At 38.1% G+C, this 24,407-nt stretch carries 19 protein-coding genes and 2 tRNA genes; 8 read left to right on the top strand and 13 right to left on the bottom strand.

What is annotated here, in order from left to right:
• Positions 1-31: 31 nt before the first annotated feature.
• Both der and era read right to left on the bottom strand, forming a co-directional pair.
• Positions 32-1,342 carry a ribosome biogenesis GTPase Der gene (der, locus tag AAFN64_RS02960; RefSeq protein ID WP_300487940.1) on the bottom strand — a complete coding sequence of 437 codons (1,311 nt, stop codon included), beginning with the start codon at positions 1,340-1,342 and terminating at the stop codon, positions 32-34.
• 83 nt (positions 1,343-1,425) lie between these two features.
• Positions 1,426-2,310 carry a GTPase Era gene (era, locus tag AAFN64_RS02955; RefSeq protein WP_300487943.1) on the bottom strand — a complete coding sequence of 295 codons (885 nt, stop codon included), beginning with the start codon at positions 2,308-2,310 and terminating at the stop codon, positions 1,426-1,428.
• A 118-nt stretch (positions 2,311-2,428) separates the two neighbouring features.
• Here era and AAFN64_RS02950 point away from each other — a divergent pair.
• Positions 2,429-2,501: transfer RNA gene (locus tag AAFN64_RS02950), tRNA-Met, on the top strand.
• A gap of 33 nt (positions 2,502-2,534) precedes the next feature.
• A tRNA-Met gene (locus AAFN64_RS02945) sits at positions 2,535-2,607 on the top strand.
• A gap of 851 nt (positions 2,608-3,458) precedes the next feature.
• On the opposite strand, the gene AAFN64_RS02940 is transcribed toward AAFN64_RS02945, so the two are convergent.
• Entirely contained in the window at positions 3,459-3,992 is a 534-nt protein-coding gene (locus AAFN64_RS02940; protein ID WP_300486510.1) for an N-acetyltransferase, read from the bottom strand.
• Between the two features lie 37 nt (positions 3,993-4,029).
• Positions 4,030-4,404 carry a hypothetical protein gene (locus tag AAFN64_RS02935; protein WP_347759233.1) on the bottom strand — a complete coding sequence of 125 codons (375 nt, stop codon included), beginning with the start codon at positions 4,402-4,404 and terminating at the stop codon, positions 4,030-4,032.
• Between the two features lie 318 nt (positions 4,405-4,722).
• On the opposite strand from AAFN64_RS02935, the gene AAFN64_RS02930 reads away from it, so the two are divergent.
• On the top strand, positions 4,723-5,988 hold the full coding sequence (locus AAFN64_RS02930; RefSeq protein WP_347759232.1) for a hypothetical protein: 1,266 nt from the start codon (positions 4,723-4,725) through the stop codon (positions 5,986-5,988).
• Between the two features lie 282 nt (positions 5,989-6,270).
• On the opposite strand, the gene AAFN64_RS02925 is transcribed toward AAFN64_RS02930, so the two are convergent.
• Positions 6,271-6,675: a hypothetical protein gene (locus AAFN64_RS02925; protein ID WP_300486490.1), complete on the bottom strand. Its 405-nt coding sequence runs from the start codon at positions 6,673-6,675 to the stop codon at positions 6,271-6,273.
• Positions 6,676-6,908: 233 nt separating this feature from the next.
• Here AAFN64_RS02925 and AAFN64_RS02920 point away from each other — a divergent pair, with 233 nt between their 5' ends.
• From AAFN64_RS02920 to AAFN64_RS02905, 4 genes are all read left to right on the top strand, one after another.
• The gene (locus AAFN64_RS02920) at positions 6,909-8,921 is read left to right on the top strand and encodes a sensor histidine kinase (RefSeq protein WP_347759231.1); all 2,013 of its coding nucleotides are present in this window, start codon (positions 6,909-6,911) and stop codon (positions 8,919-8,921) included.
• On the top strand, positions 8,914-9,549 hold the full coding sequence (locus AAFN64_RS02915; protein WP_300486484.1) for a response regulator transcription factor: 636 nt from the start codon (positions 8,914-8,916) through the stop codon (positions 9,547-9,549). Before AAFN64_RS02920 ends, AAFN64_RS02915 begins: the two co-directional genes overlap by 8 nt.
• 1,084 nt (positions 9,550-10,633) lie before the next feature.
• A complete protein-coding gene (locus AAFN64_RS02910; protein ID WP_300486481.1) occupies positions 10,634-11,116 on the top strand; it encodes a DUF1761 domain-containing protein in 483 nt (160 codons plus the stop codon).
• A 67-nt stretch (positions 11,117-11,183) separates the two neighbouring features.
• Complete coding sequence (locus AAFN64_RS02905) at positions 11,184-12,332, top strand: 8-amino-7-oxononanoate synthase (RefSeq protein WP_347759230.1); 1,149 nt, start codon at positions 11,184-11,186, stop codon at positions 12,330-12,332.
• Positions 12,333-12,366: 34 nt separating this feature from the next.
• Here the strand turns inward: AAFN64_RS02905 and AAFN64_RS02900 are convergent, their stop codons facing one another.
• Complete coding sequence (locus AAFN64_RS02900) at positions 12,367-14,280, bottom strand: ABC-F family ATP-binding cassette domain-containing protein (protein WP_347759229.1); 1,914 nt, start codon at positions 14,278-14,280, stop codon at positions 12,367-12,369.
• A gap of 64 nt (positions 14,281-14,344) precedes the next feature.
• Between AAFN64_RS02900 and AAFN64_RS02895 the strand changes: the two genes are divergently transcribed.
• Positions 14,345-14,749, top strand: a complete 405-nt coding sequence (locus tag AAFN64_RS02895) for a DUF983 domain-containing protein (RefSeq protein ID WP_347759228.1) — start codon at positions 14,345-14,347, stop codon at positions 14,747-14,749.
• A gap of 2 nt (positions 14,750-14,751) precedes the next feature.
• Here the strand turns inward: AAFN64_RS02895 and AAFN64_RS02890 are convergent, their stop codons facing one another.
• The 7 genes from AAFN64_RS02890 to topA all read right to left on the bottom strand — a co-directional run bounded on the left by AAFN64_RS02890 (position 14,752) and on the right by topA (position 24,402).
• Positions 14,752-15,816, bottom strand: coding sequence for an FAD-dependent oxidoreductase (locus AAFN64_RS02890; RefSeq protein WP_347759227.1), 1,065 nt, complete (start codon positions 15,814-15,816; stop codon positions 14,752-14,754).
• 65 nt (positions 15,817-15,881) lie between these two features.
• The gene (gene gldN, locus AAFN64_RS02885; RefSeq protein WP_300486471.1) at positions 15,882-16,793 is read right to left on the bottom strand and encodes a gliding motility protein GldN; all 912 of its coding nucleotides are present in this window, start codon (positions 16,791-16,793) and stop codon (positions 15,882-15,884) included.
• A 53-nt stretch (positions 16,794-16,846) separates the two neighbouring features.
• Positions 16,847-18,391, bottom strand: a complete 1,545-nt coding sequence (gene gldM, locus AAFN64_RS02880) for a gliding motility protein GldM (RefSeq protein ID WP_347759226.1) — start codon at positions 18,389-18,391, stop codon at positions 16,847-16,849.
• Between the two features lie 43 nt (positions 18,392-18,434).
• Positions 18,435-19,073 carry a gliding motility protein GldL gene (gene gldL, locus AAFN64_RS02875; RefSeq protein ID WP_256553045.1) on the bottom strand — a complete coding sequence of 213 codons (639 nt, stop codon included), beginning with the start codon at positions 19,071-19,073 and terminating at the stop codon, positions 18,435-18,437.
• An 87-nt stretch (positions 19,074-19,160) separates the two neighbouring features.
• Complete coding sequence (gldK, locus tag AAFN64_RS02870) at positions 19,161-20,561, bottom strand: gliding motility lipoprotein GldK (protein WP_300486467.1); 1,401 nt, start codon at positions 20,559-20,561, stop codon at positions 19,161-19,163.
• Positions 20,562-20,724: 163 nt separating this feature from the next.
• Complete coding sequence (locus AAFN64_RS02865) at positions 20,725-21,876, bottom strand: formimidoylglutamase (RefSeq protein WP_300486465.1); 1,152 nt, start codon at positions 21,874-21,876, stop codon at positions 20,725-20,727.
• A 3-nt stretch (positions 21,877-21,879) separates the two neighbouring features.
• Positions 21,880-24,402: a type I DNA topoisomerase gene (gene topA / locus AAFN64_RS02860; protein WP_347759225.1), complete on the bottom strand. Its 2,523-nt coding sequence runs from the start codon at positions 24,400-24,402 to the stop codon at positions 21,880-21,882.
• Positions 24,403-24,407: the final 5 nt, after the last annotated feature.

The following is a 24,407-nucleotide window of genomic DNA, read 5'->3' as shown; positions in this document are numbered from 1 at the left end:
TAACGAAAATTCTTATAGAAACTTTAACAAACTATTTCTGTCTGAAATAAATATCAATTGGAACCCCTGAAAAGTTATAATTCTCGCGTAATTTGTTTTCGATAAAACGTTTGTACGGATCTTTAACATACTGTGGTAAATTGGCAAAAAACACAAATTGAGGTGTTGGTGTTGGCAACTGCATACAGTATTTAATTTTGATGTATTTTCCTTTTAAAGCTGGTGGTGGCGTATGCTCGATAATTGGCAACATCAATTCGTTGAATTTTGAAGTCGCAATACGTTGTTTACGATTTTCAAATACCTCAACAGCAGTTTCCAGAGCCTTTAAAAGTCGTTGCTTGGTCAATGCAGATACAAACAGGATCGGCACATCGGTAAAAGGTGCAATCTCCTGACGAATTCGGGCTTCATAATCACGTGTCGACATGGTATCTTTTTCTACCAAATCCCATTTATTTACCAGGATCACAACGCCTTTACGGTTCTTTTCGGCCAACCAGAAAATACTCTGATCCTGTCCTTCAAAACCACGGGTAGCATCGATCATCAGGATACAAACATCACTGTGTTCGATCGCACGAATGGAACGCATCACGGAATAGAACTCCAAATCTTCCTTTACCTTGGCTTTTCTACGGATTCCAGCCGTATCTACTAAGTTAAATTCAAATCCGAAACGGTTGTATTTGGTATCGATTGCATCACGGGTTGTTCCGGCGATATCGGTTACCACAAAACGGTCTTCCCCGATCAGCGCATTAATAAACGATGATTTTCCTGCATTTGGTCGTCCTACTACAGCAAAACGCGGTAGCGGATTTTCCTCTTCCACAGCATCCGGAAGTTCCGGTAATAATTCTACCAAAGCGTCCAGTAATTCACCGGTACCACTTCCGTTCATTCCGGCAATGGTATAGTATTCGCCCAGTCCAAGGTTATAAAATTCGAATGCGTCTTTTTCACGCATAGCATTGTCTACTTTGTTTACGGCAAGCAAAACGGGTTTGGTCACTTTACGCAACAGTTTTGCCACTTCATCGTCCATCGGAGTGATGCCTTCTTCCACATCGACCATAAAAATGATCGCATCGGCTTCATCGATGGCCAATTCTACCTGACGGCGGATTTCGCCTTCAAAAATATCGTCGGAACCTTTAATATATCCTCCGGTGTCGATCACCGAGAACTCTTTTCCATTCCATTCACTTTTTCCGTAGTTACGGTCGCGGGTTACACCACTTACCGAATCGACTATGGCATCACGACGCTGAATCAATCGGTTAAAAAAAGTGGATTTTCCAACATTGGGCCTTCCTACTATGGCTACGATATTATTCATCTTTCTTTATTTTTTGCAAAAGTACATTATTTTAATTGTAGCGGCCTTATCCTAACTACAACACTGTTTCTATTTTGGTATTTTTATTTATTGTTATATCCGAAACGACGTAACTGATAACTGCTGTTTCGCCAGTCTTTGTTAACTTTTACGAACATTTCGATATGAATTTTCTTTCCAAAGAATTTCTCAAGGTCTTGTCGGGCTTCGATTCCAACTTTTTTGATCGCAGCACCTTTATGTCCGATGATGATTCCTTTTTGCGTATCGCGTTCAACCATGATTACGGCCCGGATTCGGATGATATCATCGTCTTCTTTAAATTCTTCCGTTTCGATTTCTACGGAATACGGAATTTCTTTCTCGTAATGCAACAGAATTTTTTCACGGATGGTTTCGTTTACAAAGAAACGTTCCGGTTTATCGGTTAACGCATCTTTCGGATAATAGGCCGGCGATTCCGGTAATAATTCGATAATTCTGTCGAATACGGTACTCACATTAAAATTTTCAAGAGCTGAAATTGGAAAAATCTCGGCATTCGGCACTTTTTCTTTCCAAAGGTTTACCTGCTCTTCCAGTTGTTCCTGGTTGGATTTGTCGATTTTGTTTAACAACAACAATACCGGGATTTTGGCGTGGATGATCTTATTAAAGAACGCTTCGTCTTTTAATTCCTTCTCTCCTATTTCGACCATATATACCAGTACGTCGGCATCTTCGAAAGCGGATTTTACAAAATCCATCATCGACGACTGTAATTCATACGCCGGTTTGATGATTCCCGGTGTATCGGAAAACAGGATTTGAAAATCGTCTCCGTTTACAATTCCCAGAATACGGTGACGGGTGGTTTGTGCTTTAGAAGTTATAATAGATAAGCGTTCGCCAACAAAGGCATTCATCAATGTCGATTTACCGACATTGGGATTCCCGATGATGTTAACAAAACCTGCTTTGTGTGCCATAGTAAAAATTTTAGCCTACAAAGGTAGGCATATCAGGCGAATAAGAGTCGAATTTTTATTTTTTTTAAAAAAAGTCTTGTCAATCCAAATATTCGTTGTAGTTTTGCACTCGAAACATCGCGGGATAGAGCAGTAGGCAGCTCGTCGGGCTCATAACCCGAAGGTCACAGGTTCGAGTCCTGTTCCCGCTACTAAGAAAACATACTGAGAATACAAACGCACATCGCGGGATAGAGCAGTAGGCAGCTCGTCGGGCTCATAACCCGAAGGTCACAGGTTCGAGTCCTGTTCCCGCTACTCAGGAAGCCCCATCAACATTTTGATGGGGCTTTTTTGATTTAAGCCTACCCCTTTCCCCTAAAAGAAACAGCCTGAGAATACTAACACACAGCACGGAATAGAGCAATAGGCAGCTCGTTCAGGTTCATATCCGCCGCCGCGGACAAAGATTCGAGTCCTGTTCCCCCTACTCAGGAAACTCCTATATTTTTACAGGGGCTTTTTTAATTTAAATCTGTCCCCTTTCCCCTACTAAGGAAACAGCCTGAGAATACTAACACACAGCACGGAATAGAGCAATAGGTAGCTCGTTCAGGTTCATATCCGCCACGGCGGACAAAGGTTCGAGTCCTGTTCCCGCTACTCAGGAAGCCCCTATATTTTATAGGGGCTTTTTTATTTATAACACTTTAGATATGGCAGAATTTGTTGTTTATATTCTTTACTCCGAAAAGTTTAATAAAACGTACACAGGCTTTACTTCTAATTTAAGTCCCACAATTCCCTTGCGACAAAAGGGTTTACTATAAAATTTAGGCCTTGGAAGGTAATTTATGTGACTTCTTTACTTCTAAAACTGAAGCTCTAAAAAGAGAAAAGTTTTTAAAGCCCGGAAAGTAATCAATGATAAAGGACATTGGATATAAAAGGTGGAAAATGAGGTCTTTTATCGAGTACTAATAAGGTGCTAATTCCCCCCATTTACAATTTTGTAGCACCATACGAAGACAAATTGGTATTCTACAATCAACAGTCAGAAAACGGGACGATACTGGATATCGAAAAGACAGTCACTATACCATTGGATCCAAAAAATCGAAACCATAGATAATTTTAACCTTAATTCGAAACAAACAACTTACGCATTATTACTCAAAAAATGCTTTTGGATACACCACAACTCCCGACACTTCTTTTAGTGCTCCGGGAATCAATTCAATCAGCATACAGTTTTCTTCAGGAACATCAAAAGGCAATCGTATTCCATATTGACTTGTCATTTGATAACCAAACTTTGGATAATACTTTTCATGTCCCAATAAAATAACCGAACCAAAACCCATTGTACGGGCTTTGTCATGTGCCGCCCGAATCAGCTGACCTCCGACTCCTTTTTTCTGGAAATCCTGTAAAACAGCCACAGGCGCCAATGCCAACGATTCGGTTTCGACTCCATTATTGGCTTTGATCACTATTTTCGTCAGTAAAATATACCCTACAATTTTACCTTCTAACACTCCAACAATAGACAACTCCGGTACGAAAGCATCCGAATTCCGCAAGCGTTCCACCAAAAACTGTTCCCGGTGATCACTAAATACAACATTTTCAAAAGCATTTTCAATGAGCTTAAAAACCGCTTCAAAATCATTTTTATCTTCTTTCCTTATTTCTAATTGCATCATTCTTTATTTTAGTATATAATCTACCATTTTTTTGCTATTCGTGCATTTTTATCCATTCAACACTGTCATTTTCCTTCAGTTTTATAACCATTGATTTGGTTTGTAATGGCAGGATAAACATCCGTTTTTGACGAATGGTATAAAACAAATAACCACTATCTGTGCGATCCGGCGTACCCAATAGTTCCAGAATTGCTTTCTTTTTCAGTTTTTTCAACTTCTTATTATTGATCAGATCGTTAACCATTTTATCTCTATAGGCATACGCTTCATCGCTGGTTACACGCCACCGTTCTTTATCAAATGTCATTTCGGTCTTTTCTGACTCTTTATCCATACTGGTTTTATCCGTATTTTGGCAAGATAGTCCACTTACAACCAGAAACAGCAGCAGCAATCGTGTTTTCATAATCGGATAATTCTATGTGTCATAAACGAAAATACATAACTTTTCTAAAAATACAACATACTCAAAATGGGACATTTAAACTATTTCCCTACAAGTAGTCAAATCAGCCCTAGAAAACGTAAATTAAAGTCGTCGCATTGCGATTCAATATCCTTAGATGTATCTTTGATTTATGCTTGATGTTTACAAGTTTACTATCGTAGTACTATCTCTCCTTGATATATATTTTGCACAAGAACACCCGAAAATCTTTCCCGAAAAGCATTCAGACTAAAGAATAAAGCAATAGTTCAAATTCAACTGAATTATTCTTGGTCAATGCACATACAATCACAGATAAAATCTCCTTCAAAAGCCCGACATAGAGGATTTATCACTTTTGCTATTGACAACAAAACGTATATTAACTTAAATAGTATCATCATGATTCGTAAATTATTACTAGTATCTACACTTTTATCTTTACTATTGTTTGTAAATTGTCAGGAAGACGATTTTTTACAAGAACAAAACGAACCTATTTCGACTTCAAAATTGGCCGTCTCTACTGCCAAATCCAGTTTATCTTTTATGTCGAATTATGCCAATGAAAAAATTCATATAACCAACTCAAAACAAGAGGCTTTTAAAATATGTTCTGAGCTTGATTTTTTTAATCTTTGGAGCCTATATTCCATCGTCTACAACAATACAGACAAAGATTTAATTTTCAAAAAACAAATAGCATGGGGAAATAGTTTTTTTATAAATACTGCTCCTTACACTATTCCTCCAAAAAAATATGCTATTATTTATTCCGGAACCATAAATGCTTTACAAACAGGTGTATACAACGAATCCGTTTATCAATATGAGAATATTACGACATGTTTTGGCTCCTATTTGCCCCAGTGGCATTTAGGTATGAGTTGTAGAAGTAGTAATGTGCTGGTGAATTTTTCGGAATTCAATAATGTAGAATTAAACTACCATAGCAGACCTACTATGACGAAACGACTGGGTAATCTTGAAATCTCCGGAAAAATCACACCACTTTCCTACGGACCTCATTATGCAGAGTTTACCATTAGTACTTTATCCAATCTAAACAATTCTCTTAATACATCAGACTATATCACTAGCGATTATGAATCTGCCCGTAAAATGGTTGACGGATTAAAAAAGGCTTACGGAACAGGTCTAACCGCTAAAATCATAATTCATAACAAAAGTGACAAGAACTTAGTTTATAAAGACCGAAGTTCATGGTACGGCAGTAGTTTTTTCTCTAAGCAACCATCCGTAATTCCAGCTCATAAGTACGCCGTAATTCTGGCACAACATAAGTCTCAGAGTGCTACCGGAGTATACAATGAGCTAACTTATAAACATGGCAAACAAGATATCAGCTTTGGAACTTATGTCCCATGGTCATGGGCATATACCAATAATGTATTGGTTGATTTTAAAGAAATCAACTATGGTAATTTGAGTTATAACAGTACCCGACCTTCGATATACAGAACATACAATGGACTTCGATTAACCGGACATATCGATAAAGGAGACAGTCCTCATGTACTTTTCACTGTCGAAAAACAGTAAATACTACTATTTAAAAATCTTGTAAAACATTTTTATACAATAAAAATAACCTGTCAGAAAATAATAAATCTGGCAGGTTATTTTGTTATTTAAGTCGTATCTATAAGTATTAGAAACCTACTCGTTTGTTTAAATCAGGCAAAATAACTGAAACGCTTTTAAAGCAGTTTTACATTAGTTATTCTAAAAACAACGATATGGAAATTCGTAAACCGGGATCGCCTAGTATTACGAAACCCGGTTGTCATTACATACTTATTGTAAATTCTTTATACTTTTAAATTAATACAAAGTTGTTGAAGCCGACATAACCGATCCGGTTGATATGTTTTCTTTTACCACTTCTCCATTAACAATGATTTGTACTTTAAGTGTCCCTGTTTCTCCCTGTGTCGCTACAGTAGCCGATCCTCCAAACGAAATCGCTTGTACCGATGCCGGCATGCTGATTTCCGGACTTTCCCATGTAGTTGCATTTATATCCGTATGGGTTGTCATATCCCCTTGTGCATTGGTATAGGCAATAACATCAATTTTTGCATTATCGGACGCAATTGCTTTATAACGTACCATTTTGCTACTTCCTCCTGTTGCATTACCAGAACCGTCTCCATCGCTGCTACACGATGTAGAAATTAATCCGAAGGCCATGGTCAATACTAACGTCGTTAAAATCTTCTTTCTCATAATATAAAATGTCTAAATGGTTATAATCTTTTACTGAAGCAAAGTTAGATTCCTGCCAAAACAGCAACAATCGCAGAAAATGAGTATTTTTTTCTAATGGTTTTCCAGTATTTTATTCCCTTTGCATGGCTTTTTGCGATGTTTTTCCAATCTTTGAAGGATTTTATATCTTTAAAAAGAATGTTTTTAGAGGAAAATTCTTATTTTATCATCCGAAAAAATTAATATATTCCATGCAACGGTTCCTAGTTCCCCGTAGACTATTATGGCTATTCTTTATACTACACGGTTTTTTATTTTCCGTTACGGCACAACAGTTATTACCCGTTAATGAAAAAACCTATGCCGATAGTCTTCATCAGATTGTTTATTCCAGATCCGTCGATAGTATTAAAGCCAATGCCAGTTTTTTGCTTTCCGATTACTGGCGAGCCAAAGACACCGTTAAAAGTCGGATGTTCCTGACCAAAGGCAAACAACTGGCCGCTAAGAATTCCTATCTAAATGCTTTGTATTTTTTTTATGAAGGACAACATCTTTCGGCAATCAATCCGGAAAAAGCACAATTATCACTACGCAAAGCCACTCAAAAACTAACAGTATTCCGCACAGCCGCCAGTTATGAAACTGCAGCTGCAGCCTGGTACAACTATGCTATTCTTCAACGTAACAAAAAAGGAGATTCATTTGTAATCGACATCCTATTAAACAAATCAATTCCACTGGCGCAACAGTCTGGTAAATCCGAAAAAATGGCGCATTATTATTCGCAACTGGGAACCCTTTTTATGTATAATGCTCAGTTTGACAAAGCGGAAGCCTATAACAAAAAAGCAATCGGTTTACTCGAAAAAAATAAGCCGGGATCTTCCGAACTCATGCTTGCCTACCTCGGTGCGGTGAGTAATTTTATTTATAAAGGCGATAATGAAACCGCCAAAATAATGTTGGATAAGGCCAAAGTCATTTTGGAACCGCATAAAGAATCGACACAGTACCCCTATTATTACTATAACGAAGGCTTGTATCTTATTTCGAAAGGCTACTTTAACAACGCTATTAAAAGTCTCGATAAAGGAATTGTTCTCGCTCAAAGCCTAAACCAATCCACCTTACTCCAAATGCTTACTTTCAGAAAGTATGATATTTACCTGCAATTGGAAGAATATAAAAATGCCCGGGATCTTTTATTAAAGCTTTTAAAAGAGGGGAATCTGGCGACCGAAGTAAACAATCGGAAAATGTTTTATACCCAATTGGCCTCTGTTAATGAAAAAATGGGGAATCTGAAAGAAGCCTATCAATGGCAAACAAAGTACAGTCAGCTAAGCGACAGTATTAATAACAGTAAACTCAAAGAAAAAATCAACGAACTGGAAGTCCAATTTCAAAATGCTGAAAACCAGAAAAAAATCACAGCTTTGGAAACCGATAAAAAAGAAGCAGACCTCGCAGCCAGTAACAACCGACTTTTTAGCAGTTTGCTCGGTGCATCAGCCTTATTTTTTCTGGCGATTGCCGTATTAGCTTTTGCTTTCTATCGGAATCAGAAAAAACTATCGGAACAAAAAGAAATCAATCACCAGCAACAGTTAAAAGAGTTACATCAACAACAACTTTTATCCACGACAGAAGCCATGTTGGAAGGCGAAGAACGGGAACGTCGAAGAGTAGCCCGTGACCTTCATGACGGCTTAGGGGGAATGCTTGCCGGAATCAAAATAAAACTATCCGGTGAAATGAGCGATACTAAAAAAAATCCGAATCCGGTAGAAATTCAAAAAATCATCGGTCAACTCGACAATGCTGTTACCGAATTGCGTCGTATTGCCCGTAATATGATGCCGGAAACATTGCTTCGATTTGGCTTGGAAACAGCCTTAAAAGACCTATGTGAATCTCTCGAATCTCAGGATAGCTCCATCAGTTACGAGTCTTTTAATATTGATCCCGAAATGGAAATCGCCACTCAGGTAATTATTTATCGTATTATTCAGGAAGCACTATCCAATGCCATTCGCCACGCAAATGCCGGAAACATTATGGTACAATGCAGTCAAAATGAAAAAACGTTCTTTATCACAGTAGAAGACGATGGTACCGGTTTTGACAAAAGTATTCTGGAACAGAAAAAAGGAATTGGAGTTACCAATATTCAAAATCGGGCAAAATATCTAAACGGAACGGTTGAACTTCATTCGGCTCCTGGCGAAGGAACCACAATAAACATCGAATTACATGTCTGACTCTTCAAAAATTATTCTGGCCATTGTAGATGATCATCCAATTGTGATCGAAGGTCTAAAGACGCTATTAAAAAGCGATTCCCGCATTACTGCCGTTAGTTTTACTAATGGCCAGTCATTTCTCGATTTTCTGGAAAATAATCAAGTGGATATTGTATTACTCGACATTATGCTTCCCGACTACCACGGGATTGAACTTTGTAAAATCATTAAGAAAAAAACACCTGAAACGGTTATTTTAGGGCTGAGTAATCAGGCGGAACGAAGTATTATGATGCAGCTACTTCAAAACGGAGCTGGTGGTTATGTACTGAAAAATGCTGATGCCAATGAGTTGCTAAACTGTATTTCGGAAGCTTTAGAAGGGAAATTGGCTTTTAGCAAAGAGGCAAAGGAGATCATGATGAAACCATCCCAAAACGAATGGAAAGCCATTCCTGTATTGACAAAAAGAGAAAAACAGATCTTACAAAAAATCGCTAATGGTGCAACCACCGTTACCATAGCCGATGAATTATTTGTAAGTCCGCTTACCGTTGAAACCCATCGTCGTAATCTTCTTCAAAAATTTGGTGCTAAAAATGTCGCGGAGCTCATTAAAATGGCTGTTGAATATAGGTTTCTGTAAAAGAATTGTAACGTTATAATCCTTTCTTTTAAAGTTTTGATTATTAAAACGACATCAGAAATTGATCATTATATTAATAGCTTTCCTGAAAAAACGCAGACACTGCTGAAACAGCTTCGCAATAGCATTCAAGAAATCCTTCCGAAAGCAGAAGAGGCAATCAGCTATGGTATACCTATATTTTTGACAGATCAAAATCATTGTAAACTAAAATAGTTAAGAGACATCCTGTCTTAAAACTAACCCCCCAATTAATTTTAAGACTATAAAGGATGCCTCTTTAACAACTGTTTAACCCCAAAAAACTTTATCTTAAATAATTGATATAAACAATTATGCTATATTTTTTTTAAAAAAAGTGACTTCCCGACTTAAAACAGTTGAGAGACATCCTACCTTTAAAACTAACTCCCCCAATTAATTTTCAGGATGTAATGGAATATCTCTCTAACAACTGTTTAACCCCAAAAAACTTTATTCAAATAATTTATAAAAACTACTAAACTATATTCCTAATCATTAGCAAAATGAGCTTAAATAGTTAAGAGACACCCTAATCTTTAAAACTAACTCCCCCAATCAATTCCAAGAATACAACGGGTGTCTCATTAACAACTGTTTAACCCCAAAAAACTTTATTTTTAAGTAATTATGAAAAAATAATTAAGCTAATAATTGATCCTTAATCAAGGACATTTTCTCTTCAATCGGACACAAATCTTAAATAAAGATTGTGACTATTTTTAACGCTTTAAAAGCATCTGAAATCGACTTTAATATTTGTATTCCCGTCAATTTCTGAATCATTCACAAGGCAAAGTAACCGCAAAAAAAACAACGAAAGAAAAAATCGACTACGCAGCTATACACAAGAATAAAAAAAATCATAAAACACTAAAAATCAATAATTTAAATTTATTATTTATTATTTTTTGAGTGGGTTTGCGTATGCTATTTTTTGAATTCACAGAATACTTGAAAAGCAATTAAAATATTCTATTTTCAGTAGAAAAAATGATTTAAAATAAAAAACAAAAAGACACTGTTAATTTTTATACATTTATACAACAAAAAACAAAAAATTATGGAAATTAACTTTTTAGCGCTACTATTAGCCGCATTATCTACTTTGGTAGTTGGATTTATATGGTATAATCCGAAAGTTTTCGGTACTATTTGGATGAAAGAAGCCCATTTAACAGAAGAGCAAGTAAAAACAGGCAATATGGCTGTTATATTCGGAATGGCTATTGTCTATGCTTTCTTTATTTCTTTTATCCTTCAGATGCTAACGATTCACCAATTCGGAGCTTTAGGAATGATAGGCGGCGATCCTTCAGTAGCCAAACCATCGTACCAAGCCTTTATGACCGATTACGGGGATGCTTTCCGCACTTTTAAACACGGAATGTTACACGGCTTTTTTGCCGGCTTATTTTTTGCCTTACCAGTGGTAGGAACCGGCGCCCTTTTTGAACGCAGATCCTGGAAATATACACTGATTGCCGGTGGTTTCTGGGTCGTTAGCTGTATGATTATGGGAGGAATAATTTGTGCTATGAAATAGAAAATTTTATCTTTTAACACTTATTTATATACTAATCGCTCTACATTTGTGGAGCGATTCATTTTTTGTGATAACAGACTTTACCTATAAAATTTATACTACTGCCAGCGAACTCCCCGAAAATTGGGACGATATCGCTGTTTCTAATATTTTTCTTAGCAAAGCGTATAGTACCGTTCTGGAAAAATCGGCTCCTGCCAATATGGTTTGTCATTATATCGGCCTATACCAACAAGACGAATTATGCGGAATTGCCTTATCGCAGTTTTTGGATTTAAACAAAGTCGAATCGTTTGGCGAAAGGGATAACTGTTTTAAAACATCGGCCCGCAATTTTGTGTTCCGAAACTTTAGTGCGCATGTGCTCTTTATCGGAAACAACATGCTTACCGGTCAGAATGCTTTTGTTTTAAACGAAAAAATGGAACCGTCGCAAGCCATTACACTATTATTACAGGCTACAAAAGCATTAAAGGAACACTTCCGAAAACAAAAAACAAAGATCCATTTGACCGTTTTTAAGGATTTTTCCGAATACGATACCGCTTCTTTTGCGATTCCCGAATTTGCTTCATTTTACCGGTTTACCACTCAACCCAATATGCTTTTTAACATCCCGGAAAACTGGCATCACGAAACGGATTATGTAGAGGCACTAACAAAAAAATACCGGGATCAATACAAAAGAGCGCGAAAAAAGGCAACAGACATTGTGAAACAAAAGTTTAGTCTGGATGACATCCAAAAGCATTCCGACACCATTCATTGTTTGTATCAGAATGTAGCGCGTAATGCGCCTTTTAATACTTTTTTCCTGGCCGAAAATCATTTTTTTAAGCTCAAGAAATTATTGGGTGATCGGTTTTTATTTTACGGTTATTTTCTGGATAATAAACTGATCGGTTTTAATACACTGATAAAAAACGGCTCAACCATCGACACGTATTTTCTGGGATATGATGACGAACACCAACGGGAAAAGATGCTGTATCTGAATATGCTTTACGATATGGTTGGCTATTCGGTAAACAAAGGCTATAAGAAGATTGTTTTTGCCCGTACAGCTCTTGAAATCAAGAGTTCGGTAGGTGCAAAACCGCAGGAAATGTTCGGTTATATTCAGCACGAAAATGCTTTTATTAACCGTTATATTTCAAAATTATTCCGTTCACTGGAACCGGAAACCCTTTGGCAGGAACGCAATCCGTTTAAATAAAAAAGAGCGGCTATAAACCACTCTTTTTCTATTTCTAGCTATTGCTTTCTATTTCTTCCTGAACATTTTCCCATTCTTCCAAAAGTTGTTCTAATTCTTTTTTCTTCTTTTCATAGGCTGTAAAAAAAGACGCATCCTGCATTAGTTTTTCGTAGTGTTCTGCCAGCGCTTTATCGTCTTTTCGGATTTCTTTTTCCAGTTCCTGAACCTGACTTTCAATTTTACTCAGCTTGTTCTGAAGGGCTTTTTGTTTCTTTTGCTCTTCATACGAAAGGGCTTTATTGTCTTTTTGTACCACCGTTTCTTTGACAACGTCTTTCTTCTCTACATCACGCATGTTTTGTACATTACGCTGTTCTAAGAAGAAATTAATATCACCCAAGTATTCCCGTATCTTCTGATCTTTGAATTCATAAACGATATTCGCCATTCCCTGTAAGAAATCACGGTCGTGGGATACCAGTAACAGCGTTCCTTCGAATTTCTGTAAAGCGGCCTTTAAAACGTTTTTAGACTTGATATCAAGGTGGTTCGTCGGCTCATCCATTACCAACACGTTAATCGGTTGTAATAACAGCTTACAAAGCGCCAATCGGTTGCGTTCTCCTCCTGACAGTACTTTTACTTTTTTCTCGACATCATCGCCGCGGAATAAAAAGGCGCCCAACATATCGCGTACTTTCGAACGATTGCTGTCCGTTGCCGCTTCGATCATGGTATCCAGAAGGGTTTTCTCGCCATCCAGATATTCGGCCTGATTTTGCGCAAAATACCCCAATTGTACGTTATGTCCGAGTTTGATGGTTCCTTCGTATTCGAATTCATTTACAATCGCTTTAATAAAAGTCGATTTCCCCTGACCGTTTTGTCCGACAAATGCGATTTTACTACCACGCTCGACCAATAACGAAATCTCTTTTAAGATGGTTTTCTCATCGTAACTTTTGGTCACGTGCTCGGCTTCAACCACTACACGACCCGGTGTAACGGATACCGGAAATGAAATACTCATTACCGAGTTATCATCTTCGTCGACTTCGATGCGTTCTACCTTATCCAGCTTTTTGATCAACGATTGCGCCATCGAAGCTTTTGAGGCTTTGGCCCGGAATTTTTCAATTAGTTTTTCCGTTTCTTCAATCTTTTTAGCCTGATTTTTTTGCGTAGCCAACTGCTTTTCACGGATTTCCTGACGTTGAATCAGGTATTCCGAATAAGGCTTACTGAAGTCGTATATTTTCCCTAATGAAATTTCAATGGTACGATTGGTTACATTATCCAAAAACATTTTATCGTGCGAAACAATAACGACTACACCCGGGAAGTTTCGCAGGAAACTTTCCAACCAGATGATACTCTCGATATCCAAGTGGTTCGTAGGCTCATCCAGTAATAATATGTCGTTTGTTTGCAATAATAATTTGGCCAATTCGATACGCATCCGCCATCCACCGGAAAAGGTATCCGTTAGCTGATCAAAATCGTCGCGTTTAAAACCCAATCCCAACAATACTTTTTCCGTATCGCCCACATAGTTATAACCGCCTAATATTTCGTAATGATGTGTTACATCGCTTAATTGTTCGATAAGTTCCGAATAGCTTTCACTTTCATAATCGGTACGCGTCACTAACTGATGGTTGATTTCTTCCATCTTTAGCTCTGCGTTTTTTATATCCTCAAAAGCCTGATAGGCTTCCTCCAGAACGGTTCTTCCTTTTACAAAGTCGATGTCCTGTTTTAGAAAACCAAGTTTTACTTCTTTTTCTGTAGCTATACTTCCTGAATCGGGGCCTAATTCCCGCGATAGGATTTTGAGCATGGTCGATTTTCCGGCTCCGTTCTTTCCAACAAGCCCAACGCGATCACCCGCTCCCAGTCGGAAAGTAACTTCCTCGAACAGGTACGTTCCCCCGAAAGAAACCGATAAATTGTGTATATTTAGCATAATTTTGTTACAAAGGCTACAAAGGTAATTTTTTAAAGACGTACCTTTACTAAAATTTTTACAAATGTTTAAAAAAGGAAGCAAACTCAACAGCATTTTAACGGGTAGTTGCCCAAAATGCCAGGAAGAAAACATGTATGTAGAGAAAAATCCGTATAAACTGAGTCATGTTTTTACCATGCACGAAAAATGCAGTCATTGCGGAACCTATTATAAGATCGAACCGTCTTTCTTTTACGGTGCGATGTATGTGAGTTATGGTGTTGGTATTGCTTTTGGAGTAGCGGCATTTGTTATTTCCCATATTTTTCTGGGAACCAGTCTTAAAACCGCATTTATAGCCATTATTGCAACTCTAATCGTTTTTATGCCGGTGATTATGCGTTTGTCCCGAAACATCTGGATCAACATTTTTGTGCATTACGACAAAAACTGGAAACAACATATCGATAAAAACGACACGGTATAAGCTTAGGAATCCAAACGGATTCCTAATTTTTTATAAAAACGTTTGATGTCGATCTGAGCATCTAATGCCGTTTTCTTTTCGATCGATTCAAAGAGTTTATCCGCCAGAAATGGCCCTAACATTACACCGCGGGTTCCGAGTCCGTTTAACAGGTGTACATTAGGATAGACATGATGCGTTCCAATAAGCGGGCGCCGGTCTTTTACTGTTGGTCGTACACCGGCAAAATGATCGACAATTTCGAATTCGCAATCGATCAGTGTTTTGAGTTCTTCCACTAATTCCTGTTTCCCGGCTTCGGTTGGCAAATCGGTTTTATCATCCCAATTATACGTTGCGCCTACTTTAAATAAATCGTTACCGATAGGAAGGATAAAAATACTGGATTTTAAAACCACATCCAGGTTTAAGTCCGGTGCTTTAATGACCAATAATTCGCCTTTGGTTCCATCTAATGGCAGATGATTAAAAAACGGATTGTGAATCATCCCGAAACCTTCCGCAAAAACAATATGTCGCGCGGATAATGTCTCATATTGTACAAAATCGTCATGGGTTACCAATTTCGAATGATCGAAGTGTGTTTTAAGCAACAGCTCGTTTTCTTCGAGATAACGATTATAGGAATTCAACAATACAGCCGTGTCGACATAACCCGTCATACGTACTTCTCCAAAACCGAAATCGGACGTAATCGATTGGTATTTCCGATGAATTATATCGGCTGACAGATATGGTGCCAGATTCGGTTTATCGGCCGCATGAAACCAATTGTTCTGTTCTTCTATGGAAGCAAACTTCCGGTAGATCGGTATTTTAAAATCAAATTCCGCACCGATTCTTTTGGCGATAGCCGCATAAAAAGGCAAGCCGTAGTCCAATTGCTCAGTGGCCATCCAAACCTGGCTAAAACGTTTTAAAATAACCGGATTATACAATCCTCCCGCCACTCGCGACGACGATGTGGAATTATCTTCCAATACCCTAAAGGTTTTTCCGTTTTGCAATAGCGTTTCTGCGAAACAAATACCGGCAATTCCGGAACCAACAATCAAATAATCTACCATACTACAAAAATAAAAAACTCTTACCGGTTGGGTAAGAGTTTTTATGAAATTGGAGAAATTATTTTTTAGTAATTCCACATATCCTGTTCGAAATTGCGGATTTTTTCTTTTACACGTTCTGATTCCAATAATTGCATCTGTGCATTTTCTTTTACGTACTCGTCAATTTGTCTGTCTCCATAAACGTTTTCTTCTCTGTAAATCACACCGCTAAAGCGTCTTGAATTTAACAGGTGGTCGAACGTAATTGGCATTGCCGAGTTTTTATCGTTAAAGGCTTTGCTACTGTGTAATACATCTCTTGCCGATGGGAAGTAAACCCAGAACAAATCAATGTATTCTTTCTCCTCTTTGTCCATTGTATACACGTCCGGAACAATTGGGCAAATTCCTAAAATACGGTATTTTAATTCTCCCTGACGGGTATCGAAATACCAGTATCCTACAACTTTATAATCGGATACGTGAACTGCTGCGATTTCTGTTTTGTTGATATACTCTTCAGAAATTTTAGCACCAGCTTTTTTCTGTTTTGCCGTGAAGCTGTTGTACTGCTCTTTACCGGCATCAGTTGTATCGATTCTGAATAGGGAGGCTTCGATATCTTTTAATGATTTTTTAGTTGTAAAATAACTATCATCATAGATTTCAGTAAGCTTACCTGACTTAATTCCTTCTACCAACACATCATATAATGGTTTTCTATCCGGACCTAAGTTCCCTTCAATAGGGTAATACAATGGGAAGTTAACTCTTTCATCAAGGTCGATAATTTCCCAAATCTTTTTTCCCATTAATACATCACGATCATCCACATATCCGTAAGGTAGCGGCTTGTCGTTATCTGCATTTAACTGTGCTGCGGTTTTTTTACCGATCTCAGCCGGGGTTTTTGCATTTAAAAGATTAGACTGTGCAAAAGTTGCAATTGAGCTAAAAGTAAATGCAATTACTAATGAAAAATTTCTCCAATTCATTTTTTATTCTTTATATACTATTTAAGTAATTATAAACTCAAACTTGGTCGTTTTTATTGTACTTCAAATGTACAAGGTGCAACTCTTTTTGGCATTTGATCTAAACCAACGAATTTAGCTTTGATCTCAGAGATAACAACGATATCACCTCTGCTAGCTTTAGCAATTGCTGCCTTAGCACGTGCATCCATTTTGTTTCCGGAAACCACGATAGTTGGCTGACCTGGTACTCTGATGTTAAATTGTGTTACGTTTACAGTAACAGGGAAGTCGAAATCTTCTAATTCAGCAGAGATTGTACAAACCTCTAAGTTAGATTTAGCTCCTTTAGCAGCAACTTCACCACGGATTTTTCCAGTTGGAGAAGGTAATCCTTTAATACGGAATACTTCTTTACTGCTGAATGATTTTCCGTCAGGCATAGTAGCTGTAACGTTGATTGTTACATCACTTCCAGCACCTGGTGTAAGGTTGTACTGACCTGGTTTTCCAGCTGCAGCCATACCTGGAGCAGACGCTTTTACTTTATCAGAAGAGATACCTGGTACAGAAACCGAAATTGGATTCGGAACACCACGGTAAACAACTTTCATTTTATCAGCAGAAACGATAGCCTGGTTTGGCTTAGGAACTACTACATAGTTTCCTGCAATTTCGATTTCAACTGGTTTGTTGTCTTCCATAAAGGTAAATTTACCTTTAATATCTTTATCTCCAACGCTTCCAGCAGCCATTTTGAATACTGCAGATCCGTTTTCGATTGTTGTAGAAGCTCCGTTTACAGAAACCGCTTTTGGCACAGTAGATTCGTCATAACGACCTAATACTACTCGTCCTGTAACTTGCTCTCCCTGGAAGAACGCTGATTTGTCCATCATTACGAACGCTTTGTAATTTTTCATAGAAGCCGCTGCCATTGCAGTGTTTCCTAAAAATGCGTTGTAAAGTTCTGCTTCGATAACTTTTACGTCATTCTGCATAGCCGATAACTTCGTTAAAGAAGCGATTGACGGGAATCCTTTGTAGTTATAATCTAAATATTTTTTAGTTACACCTTCTCCGTCTTTTACATCAGCAGTATTGAATTTAGAATCGATTTCAGCAACAATAGCTTTGTATTTTGCATCGTTTCCGATAATCGCTTTCATATCTGCTCTGTACTTATCGATAGTACTTGAGATTTCTTTTCCTTTAGCAGAATATCCGTCACCACTAAACCAACCTTCGTCGATTTTGTCACCTTTATCCATAGCTTCGTAAGGAAGTTTTCCGTCTTTGTTTTTTTCAACTCCTGCAGTTGCATCAGCTTTTAATTTTCCGATGTAATCATAGAAATTTTTAGTAATAACCGCTACCTGATCCGCTTTCTTTTTAGCTTCTCCGAATTGAGTCGGGTTATCAGCAGCTTTAGTACCTAACGCGCCTAATGTAAGTGAATTCGTTTCTGTAGCAGCTGTATTAGCTGTTTCGAATTTTTCGTTCATCAAACCAAAAGCGGATAATACTTCTTTTGACATGTTTAATGCCAACATTGCGATGAAAACCAGGTACATCAGGTTAATCATCTTCTGTCTAGGGGTTAATTTTCCTCCTGCCATTTCTTTCTAATTAGTTTTAAAGATTAATAAATAATGCAACTAATTAGTTTCTGTTGCTCATTGCAGAAAGCATTCCGCCGTAAACGTTGTTTAATGAAGATAAGTTTGCAGTCAATGATTGCATTTGATCTTTTAATTTCAAGTTGTTTTCTGCAACTTCTTTGTTGATCTCTGCATTACGAGTAGCACTTTCTAATTGTACTTTGTACATGCTGTTTAATGATTCCATTTGAGCCGCAGCTAATGACATCTCTTCAGCATATTTTTTAGTAGAAGCAACTGAATCAACAGTTGGAGCAATTCCTTTAGCAGCAGCTTCGAAGTTTTTGATGCTGTTACCTAAGCTTGACATTAACTCACCGTCAATTTTAGCTTCTTTTAACATGTTGTCTAATTTCTGAGATAATAATCCTTGCGCTTCAGTTGGGTTTTCCGCTTTTTTCACATCTCTCTTTTTAGCTTCTCCACCTGCTAATTCAGGGTAAACTAAAGACCAATCTAATTCTTTTTCAACTGGATCGAAAGCTGATAATGCGAAGATGAAAGCCTCAACTCCAAGACCAATAATAAGCATCGGGCTCGCACCTGGCCAGTGCATAATTTTGAATAAAGCTCCAACGATTACAACTGCTGCCCCCATACCATAGGCAAAATTCATAACTTTTTTAGGTAGTGCCATAATAAAATAAAATTTTAGTTAGTTAAGTTAATTATAAATAAAAATTGGTTAAATTTTAAAATTGAGTTAAGTTGAATTATTTTGTGAATTTTAGTTCGGTCTGTTTCCGGTAGCTTGTGCTCCCATGTAATCCTGTACCGTTCTGAATCCGATATAACTTCTAGCAGTATCTGCATATTCGAAGTTACGTGTACCTACCTGTAAATAGTAAGAAACATCTTTCCAAGATCCACCACGAACTACTTTACGTTGGTTTTTAGCATCCGGAACATTTGGATTCATTGTCGACACATAGTCATAAGCAGCTGCATCGTAAGATGAATCAGTCCACTCGGCTACGTTACCAGACATGTTGTACAAGTTGAAATCGTTTGGCTCGTATGATTTAGCTTCAACAGTGTAAAGCGCACCGTCTGCTGCATAATCTCCACGGCTTGGTTTGAAGTTTGCCAAATAACATCCTCTGTCATTGTGTGCATAAGGTCCACCCCAAGGGAAAGTTGCAGATTCTAAACCACCTCTGGCAGCATATTCCCATTCTGCCTCAGTTGGCAAACGGAATGAATTCACCTGATCTCTTCCTTTTTTCTTTTTGATGTAGGAGTTTTTGTTTAACGTTCTCCAAGCACAAAATGCTTTCGCTTGTTTCCAGCTAACTCCAACTACAGGATAATCCCCATAAGCCTGGTGCCAGAAATAGTCATTGTGCATTGGTTCGTTATACGAATACGCGAAGTCTTTAATCCAAACGGTAGTATCCGGATAGATTAACTGATTTTCAGTTTTGATAAATTTACTTCTTTTAGATCTGCTACTTGTAGTGCTTTTATCTTTAGCAGCCGCCTGAATATCCATCCAGGTGTAACGGAATTTCAACTTCGAAACATCGAAAGTTCTCAAACCGTTATACGACTCGCTTGCAGGCAAATACAAAGAATCCATAACCTCAACATAATACTCATCCGGGTATTTTTGCGGGTCTTTATGTAACTTTACTTTTTTGTTAAGACGTCTTCCAGCATAAGGATCTTCATCAGTTCCTACACTGTAATAATTCTCATACATGTATTTGTCGTATGCAGACATTTTTGCAGGATCCTGGTCACTAAAAGCGAAATCTCCAATACTTCCACCTTTATTTCCTCCAGAACCTGGCTTCATACCCTGCTCATCAGCCAAGATAGCTAAACGAACACGGATTGTAGAATCTTTTACCCATTCGACAAACTGACGATACTCACTATTCGTAATCTCCGTCTCATCCATGTAAAAGGAACGAACTGTTACCGTTTTTGTCGGTGCGTCCTGAACGTTGGCTAAATCATCATCAGACTTACCCATGATAAAAGCGCCACCAGGAACCAAAGTCATACCATACGGCTTTTCCGGATGCCATTTCTTTCCTTTAACTCCTACTAGCTCACCTCTGTCGTTAGAACCACAGCTGAAAAATAAGGATACAACAGCTGTTAATGCAATGAACTTCTTCATATAAATTTGGGTTAATAGTATTTATATTTTTAAGGGCGTAAACCTATTTATTTATTTTCTAAAAAACAAAAATTTTATTAAAAAAAACTTAAAAAAAACAATAAAACACAATTTAGGGTTTAAATAAACGTTTTTTAAACATTCAACGTTACGAACACGTTAATTAAACCATATTTTTACGTTGCGCCTTCCACCATCTTTCGGGGATTTCATGGTTTGTTGCGCCCAAATAATCCTCATATGTGCAAGGTAATAACGTGTTTCTTTTTAATTTATTGTTAAAACTTGTTAAAAAGGGTATTTCTATCCACCATCTGTCCGTTTTATCGCTTTTATAGAAAATCAATTCTTCGTCTTCCAACGGCACAATATAGCGGGAATACTCCTCCCGACTTCCAAACGGATATTCTTTCGAACGGTAATGATATCCTTCCACAAAATACCATAAAATCTGCGCAATCAGCATCGCTTCTGCTTCGGTACTATTATGATTAAAAATACCAAAAGCAGACACCTTATCACTAATCCCCGCATAACGGGAAAGAATACAGATTTCTTTACCATTAAAACCATTTGGCATAAACTGGGTAAAGTTACCCGAGGCACTCGATTTGACCGAAGTCAGATCCAGACTGACCAAATCGGCATCGCGAAAAACCGGCTCTGCAATAGTCGAATTATTACTGATCTCTCCTAATCGATAGGCATCAAAATATAATTTCTCGATCAGGTCGATTTCTTCCTGCGAGTTAAAATAGGTCTGATACCCTACATTACTATAATTAAAGAGGTTGTTCGGTTCTTCAACGATCATTTTCGTTAAATACGAATGACCGGCCAATTGTTCTTCCTCTTTTCCAAAATCAAAACGATTGTCGATGGCAACAAGGTTTACCATTTGCTCCAACTGGTCGTATGCTCTGTAGATGGCATAAGTCAGATCCTGAGAACCGCCGATTACTACCGGAATTACTTTATTCTTAATCAGATGCGCAACGGCTGTTTTCAATACATAATAGGTATCTTCGGAAGAACTTCCGGCGACAACATTCCCTAAATCGATAATTTCTGCGCCCCAGTTTCCCGGAAACAGCTGATAAAACGCTTTTCGGATCGCGGTTAGCTCGATTGTATCATTATGACCGGCAAATCCTCTGTTTTCAACAACACCAATAATAGCTATTGCCGCATTCTCTATATTAGGGAATTCCGTTTCGGTATGAAAGACCACTTTCCGACCTAAGGTCTGAACGTTTAATCCCTGAATAAATTCTAAAAATTCGGCATCAACCGGTTGAATATAATCAAATGCCATTTCTTATTTCTTTTTAGCCGTTGTGGTTGCTTTTTTAGTGGTTGCTTTTTTGGCTGTGGTTTTCTTGGCAGCCGTCTTTTTGGCGGGCGCTTTTTTCTCGATCATCTCCTTCACCTCATCCAATGTCAACTTCGACGCATCCACATCTTTTGAAAGTTCGATTTTCACTTTTCCTTTCAGGATTACCGAACGACCCCAACGTGCTTTTTCAACACGGATGCCTTCCTCTTCCCAATTATGAACTACTTTATCGATATCTTTTTGTAGTTTTTCTTCGATCAATGCTACGATATCCGACTGAGACAGGTTATCAAAATTGTATTTTTTATTTACATTGATAAACATTCCATTCCATTTGATAAACGGCCCGAAACGCCCCACTCCTTTTTGTACCGGTTCGTTTTTATAGGTTCCAATCGGTGCATCGGCTTGTTCTTTTTCTTTGATCAACTCCACTGCTCTATCCAATGAAACATCCAATGGTTCTTCTCCTTTTGGCAAAGAAATAAACACACTTCCGAAGCGAACATACGGTCCAAAACGACCATTATTCACTTCTACCTCTTCTCCTTTATAGGTACCCAGATTTTTAGGCAATAAAAATAAGTTTAAAGCTTCTTCTAATGTAATGTTTCCAATATTCTGTTCCGGTCGTAAGCTGGCGAATTGTTTTTCTTCGTCGTCCACATCTCCGATTTGTGCCATCGGTCCGAATTTACCCAAACGAACACTTACTTGTTTTCCCGTTTTCGGATCGACACCCAAAATACGTTCTCCAGATTCTCTTTCGGCATTTTCTTCTACATTTTTCACGGTTGGATGGAAGTGATCGTAAAAAACACGCATCATGGTTGCCCAATCTTCGTTTCCGGCAGCGATCTCATCGAAATCCTGCTCTACTTTGGCTGTAAAGTTATAATCTAAAATAGTTTCAAAATTCTTAACAAGGAAGTCATTTACGATCATTCCGATGTCAGTTGGAACCAATTTCCCTTTATCCGAGCCAAAATTCTCTTTTAATTCCTGATCAGCGATTTTATCACCTTTCAATGTTAACATGGCATATTTACGTTCCTGACCTTCAAAACTTCCTTTTTCAACATAATTTCTGTTGATGATCGTCGAAATGGTCGGCGCATACGTCGACGGACGTCCGATACCTAACTCTTCCAGTTTCTTTACCAGTGATGCTTCGGTATAGCGTGCCGGCGGACGCGTAAAACGCTCGGTTGCCGTAATATAATTATTGGTTAACTTTTCATTGATTTTTAAAGCCGGTAGCATTCCTTCCTGTTCTTCTTCCTCATCGTCATTCCCTTCCAGGTATACTTTTAGGAAACCTTCAAAAAGCAATACTTCACCTACCGCTCCAAATACTTCTTTGTGGTTACTTGCGACAATTTTCACATTGGTTCGCTCCAACTGCGCATCACTCATTTGCGATGCCAGCGTACGTTTCCAGATCAGATCATATAAACGCGCCTGATCACGGTCGATATTTACCGAATGCAACGACATATCCGTAGGACGGATGGCCTCGTGTGCTTCCTGCGCTCCTTTTGTTTTGGTCGCATAGTTTCTCGGCTTACTGAATTCTTTTCCATAGGAACGGATGATCTCTGCTTCGGCAGCTGTCATAGCTTCCTGCGACAGGTTTACACTATCCGTTCTCATATAAGTGATCAATCCGGCTTCATACAGTCGTTGTGCCAACATCATCGTTACCCCTACCGGGAAATACAGCTTACGAGCCGCTTCCTGTTGTAAAGTCGAAGTGGTAAATGGCGCAGCCGGTGATTTTTTGGTCGGCTTTGTTTCCAGATCGGAAACTTTATAGTCCGATCCGATATTTTGTTTTAAGAAGTTTTCGGCTTCTTGTTTCGTTTTGAAATTATGTGGCAGTTTTGCTTTAAATGTTTTTCCGGCTTCATTAGCAAATTCGGCCGAAACACTATACGATCCTTCTGCTTTAAAGTCCTGAATTTCGCGTTCGCGTTCAACTATTAAACGTACGGAAACCGATTGTACCCGTCCGGCTGATAAACCGCCTTTTACTTTTTTCCAAAGAACCGGCGATAATTCATATCCAACCAAACGATCCAGAACACGTCGCGCCTGTTGCGCATTTACAAGATCATAATTGATACCTCTCGGGTTTTCAATTGCTTTTTGAATAGCTGTTTTAGTGATTTCGTGAAAAACGATACGTTTTGTCTTGCTTTGATCCAATTTTAGTTCTTCCGCCAAGTGCCATGCAATAGCCTCTCCCTCGCGGTCCTCATCGGAAGCCAACCAAACAATTTCTGCTGACTTGGAAAGATCTTTTAGTTTTTTAACTACCGCTTTTTTATCGGAAGAAACTTCATATTTCGGTTTAAAATTGTTATCAATATCCACACCGATTTCTTTTGATGGCAAGTCCGCTATATGTCCGTAACTTGATTCCACCTGGTAGTCTTTTCCTAGAAATTTTTCTATCGTTTTTGCCTTGGCAGGCGACTCCACAATCACTAAATTCTTTGCCATACTTC

Source organism: Flavobacterium sp. CAU 1735 (assembly GCF_039888695.1).
Taxonomy (GTDB): Bacteria; Bacteroidota; Bacteroidia; order Flavobacteriales; family Flavobacteriaceae; genus Flavobacterium.
The sequence above is the reverse complement of the archived record's forward strand: the minus strand, read 5'-3'. Positions and strand labels throughout refer to the sequence as shown.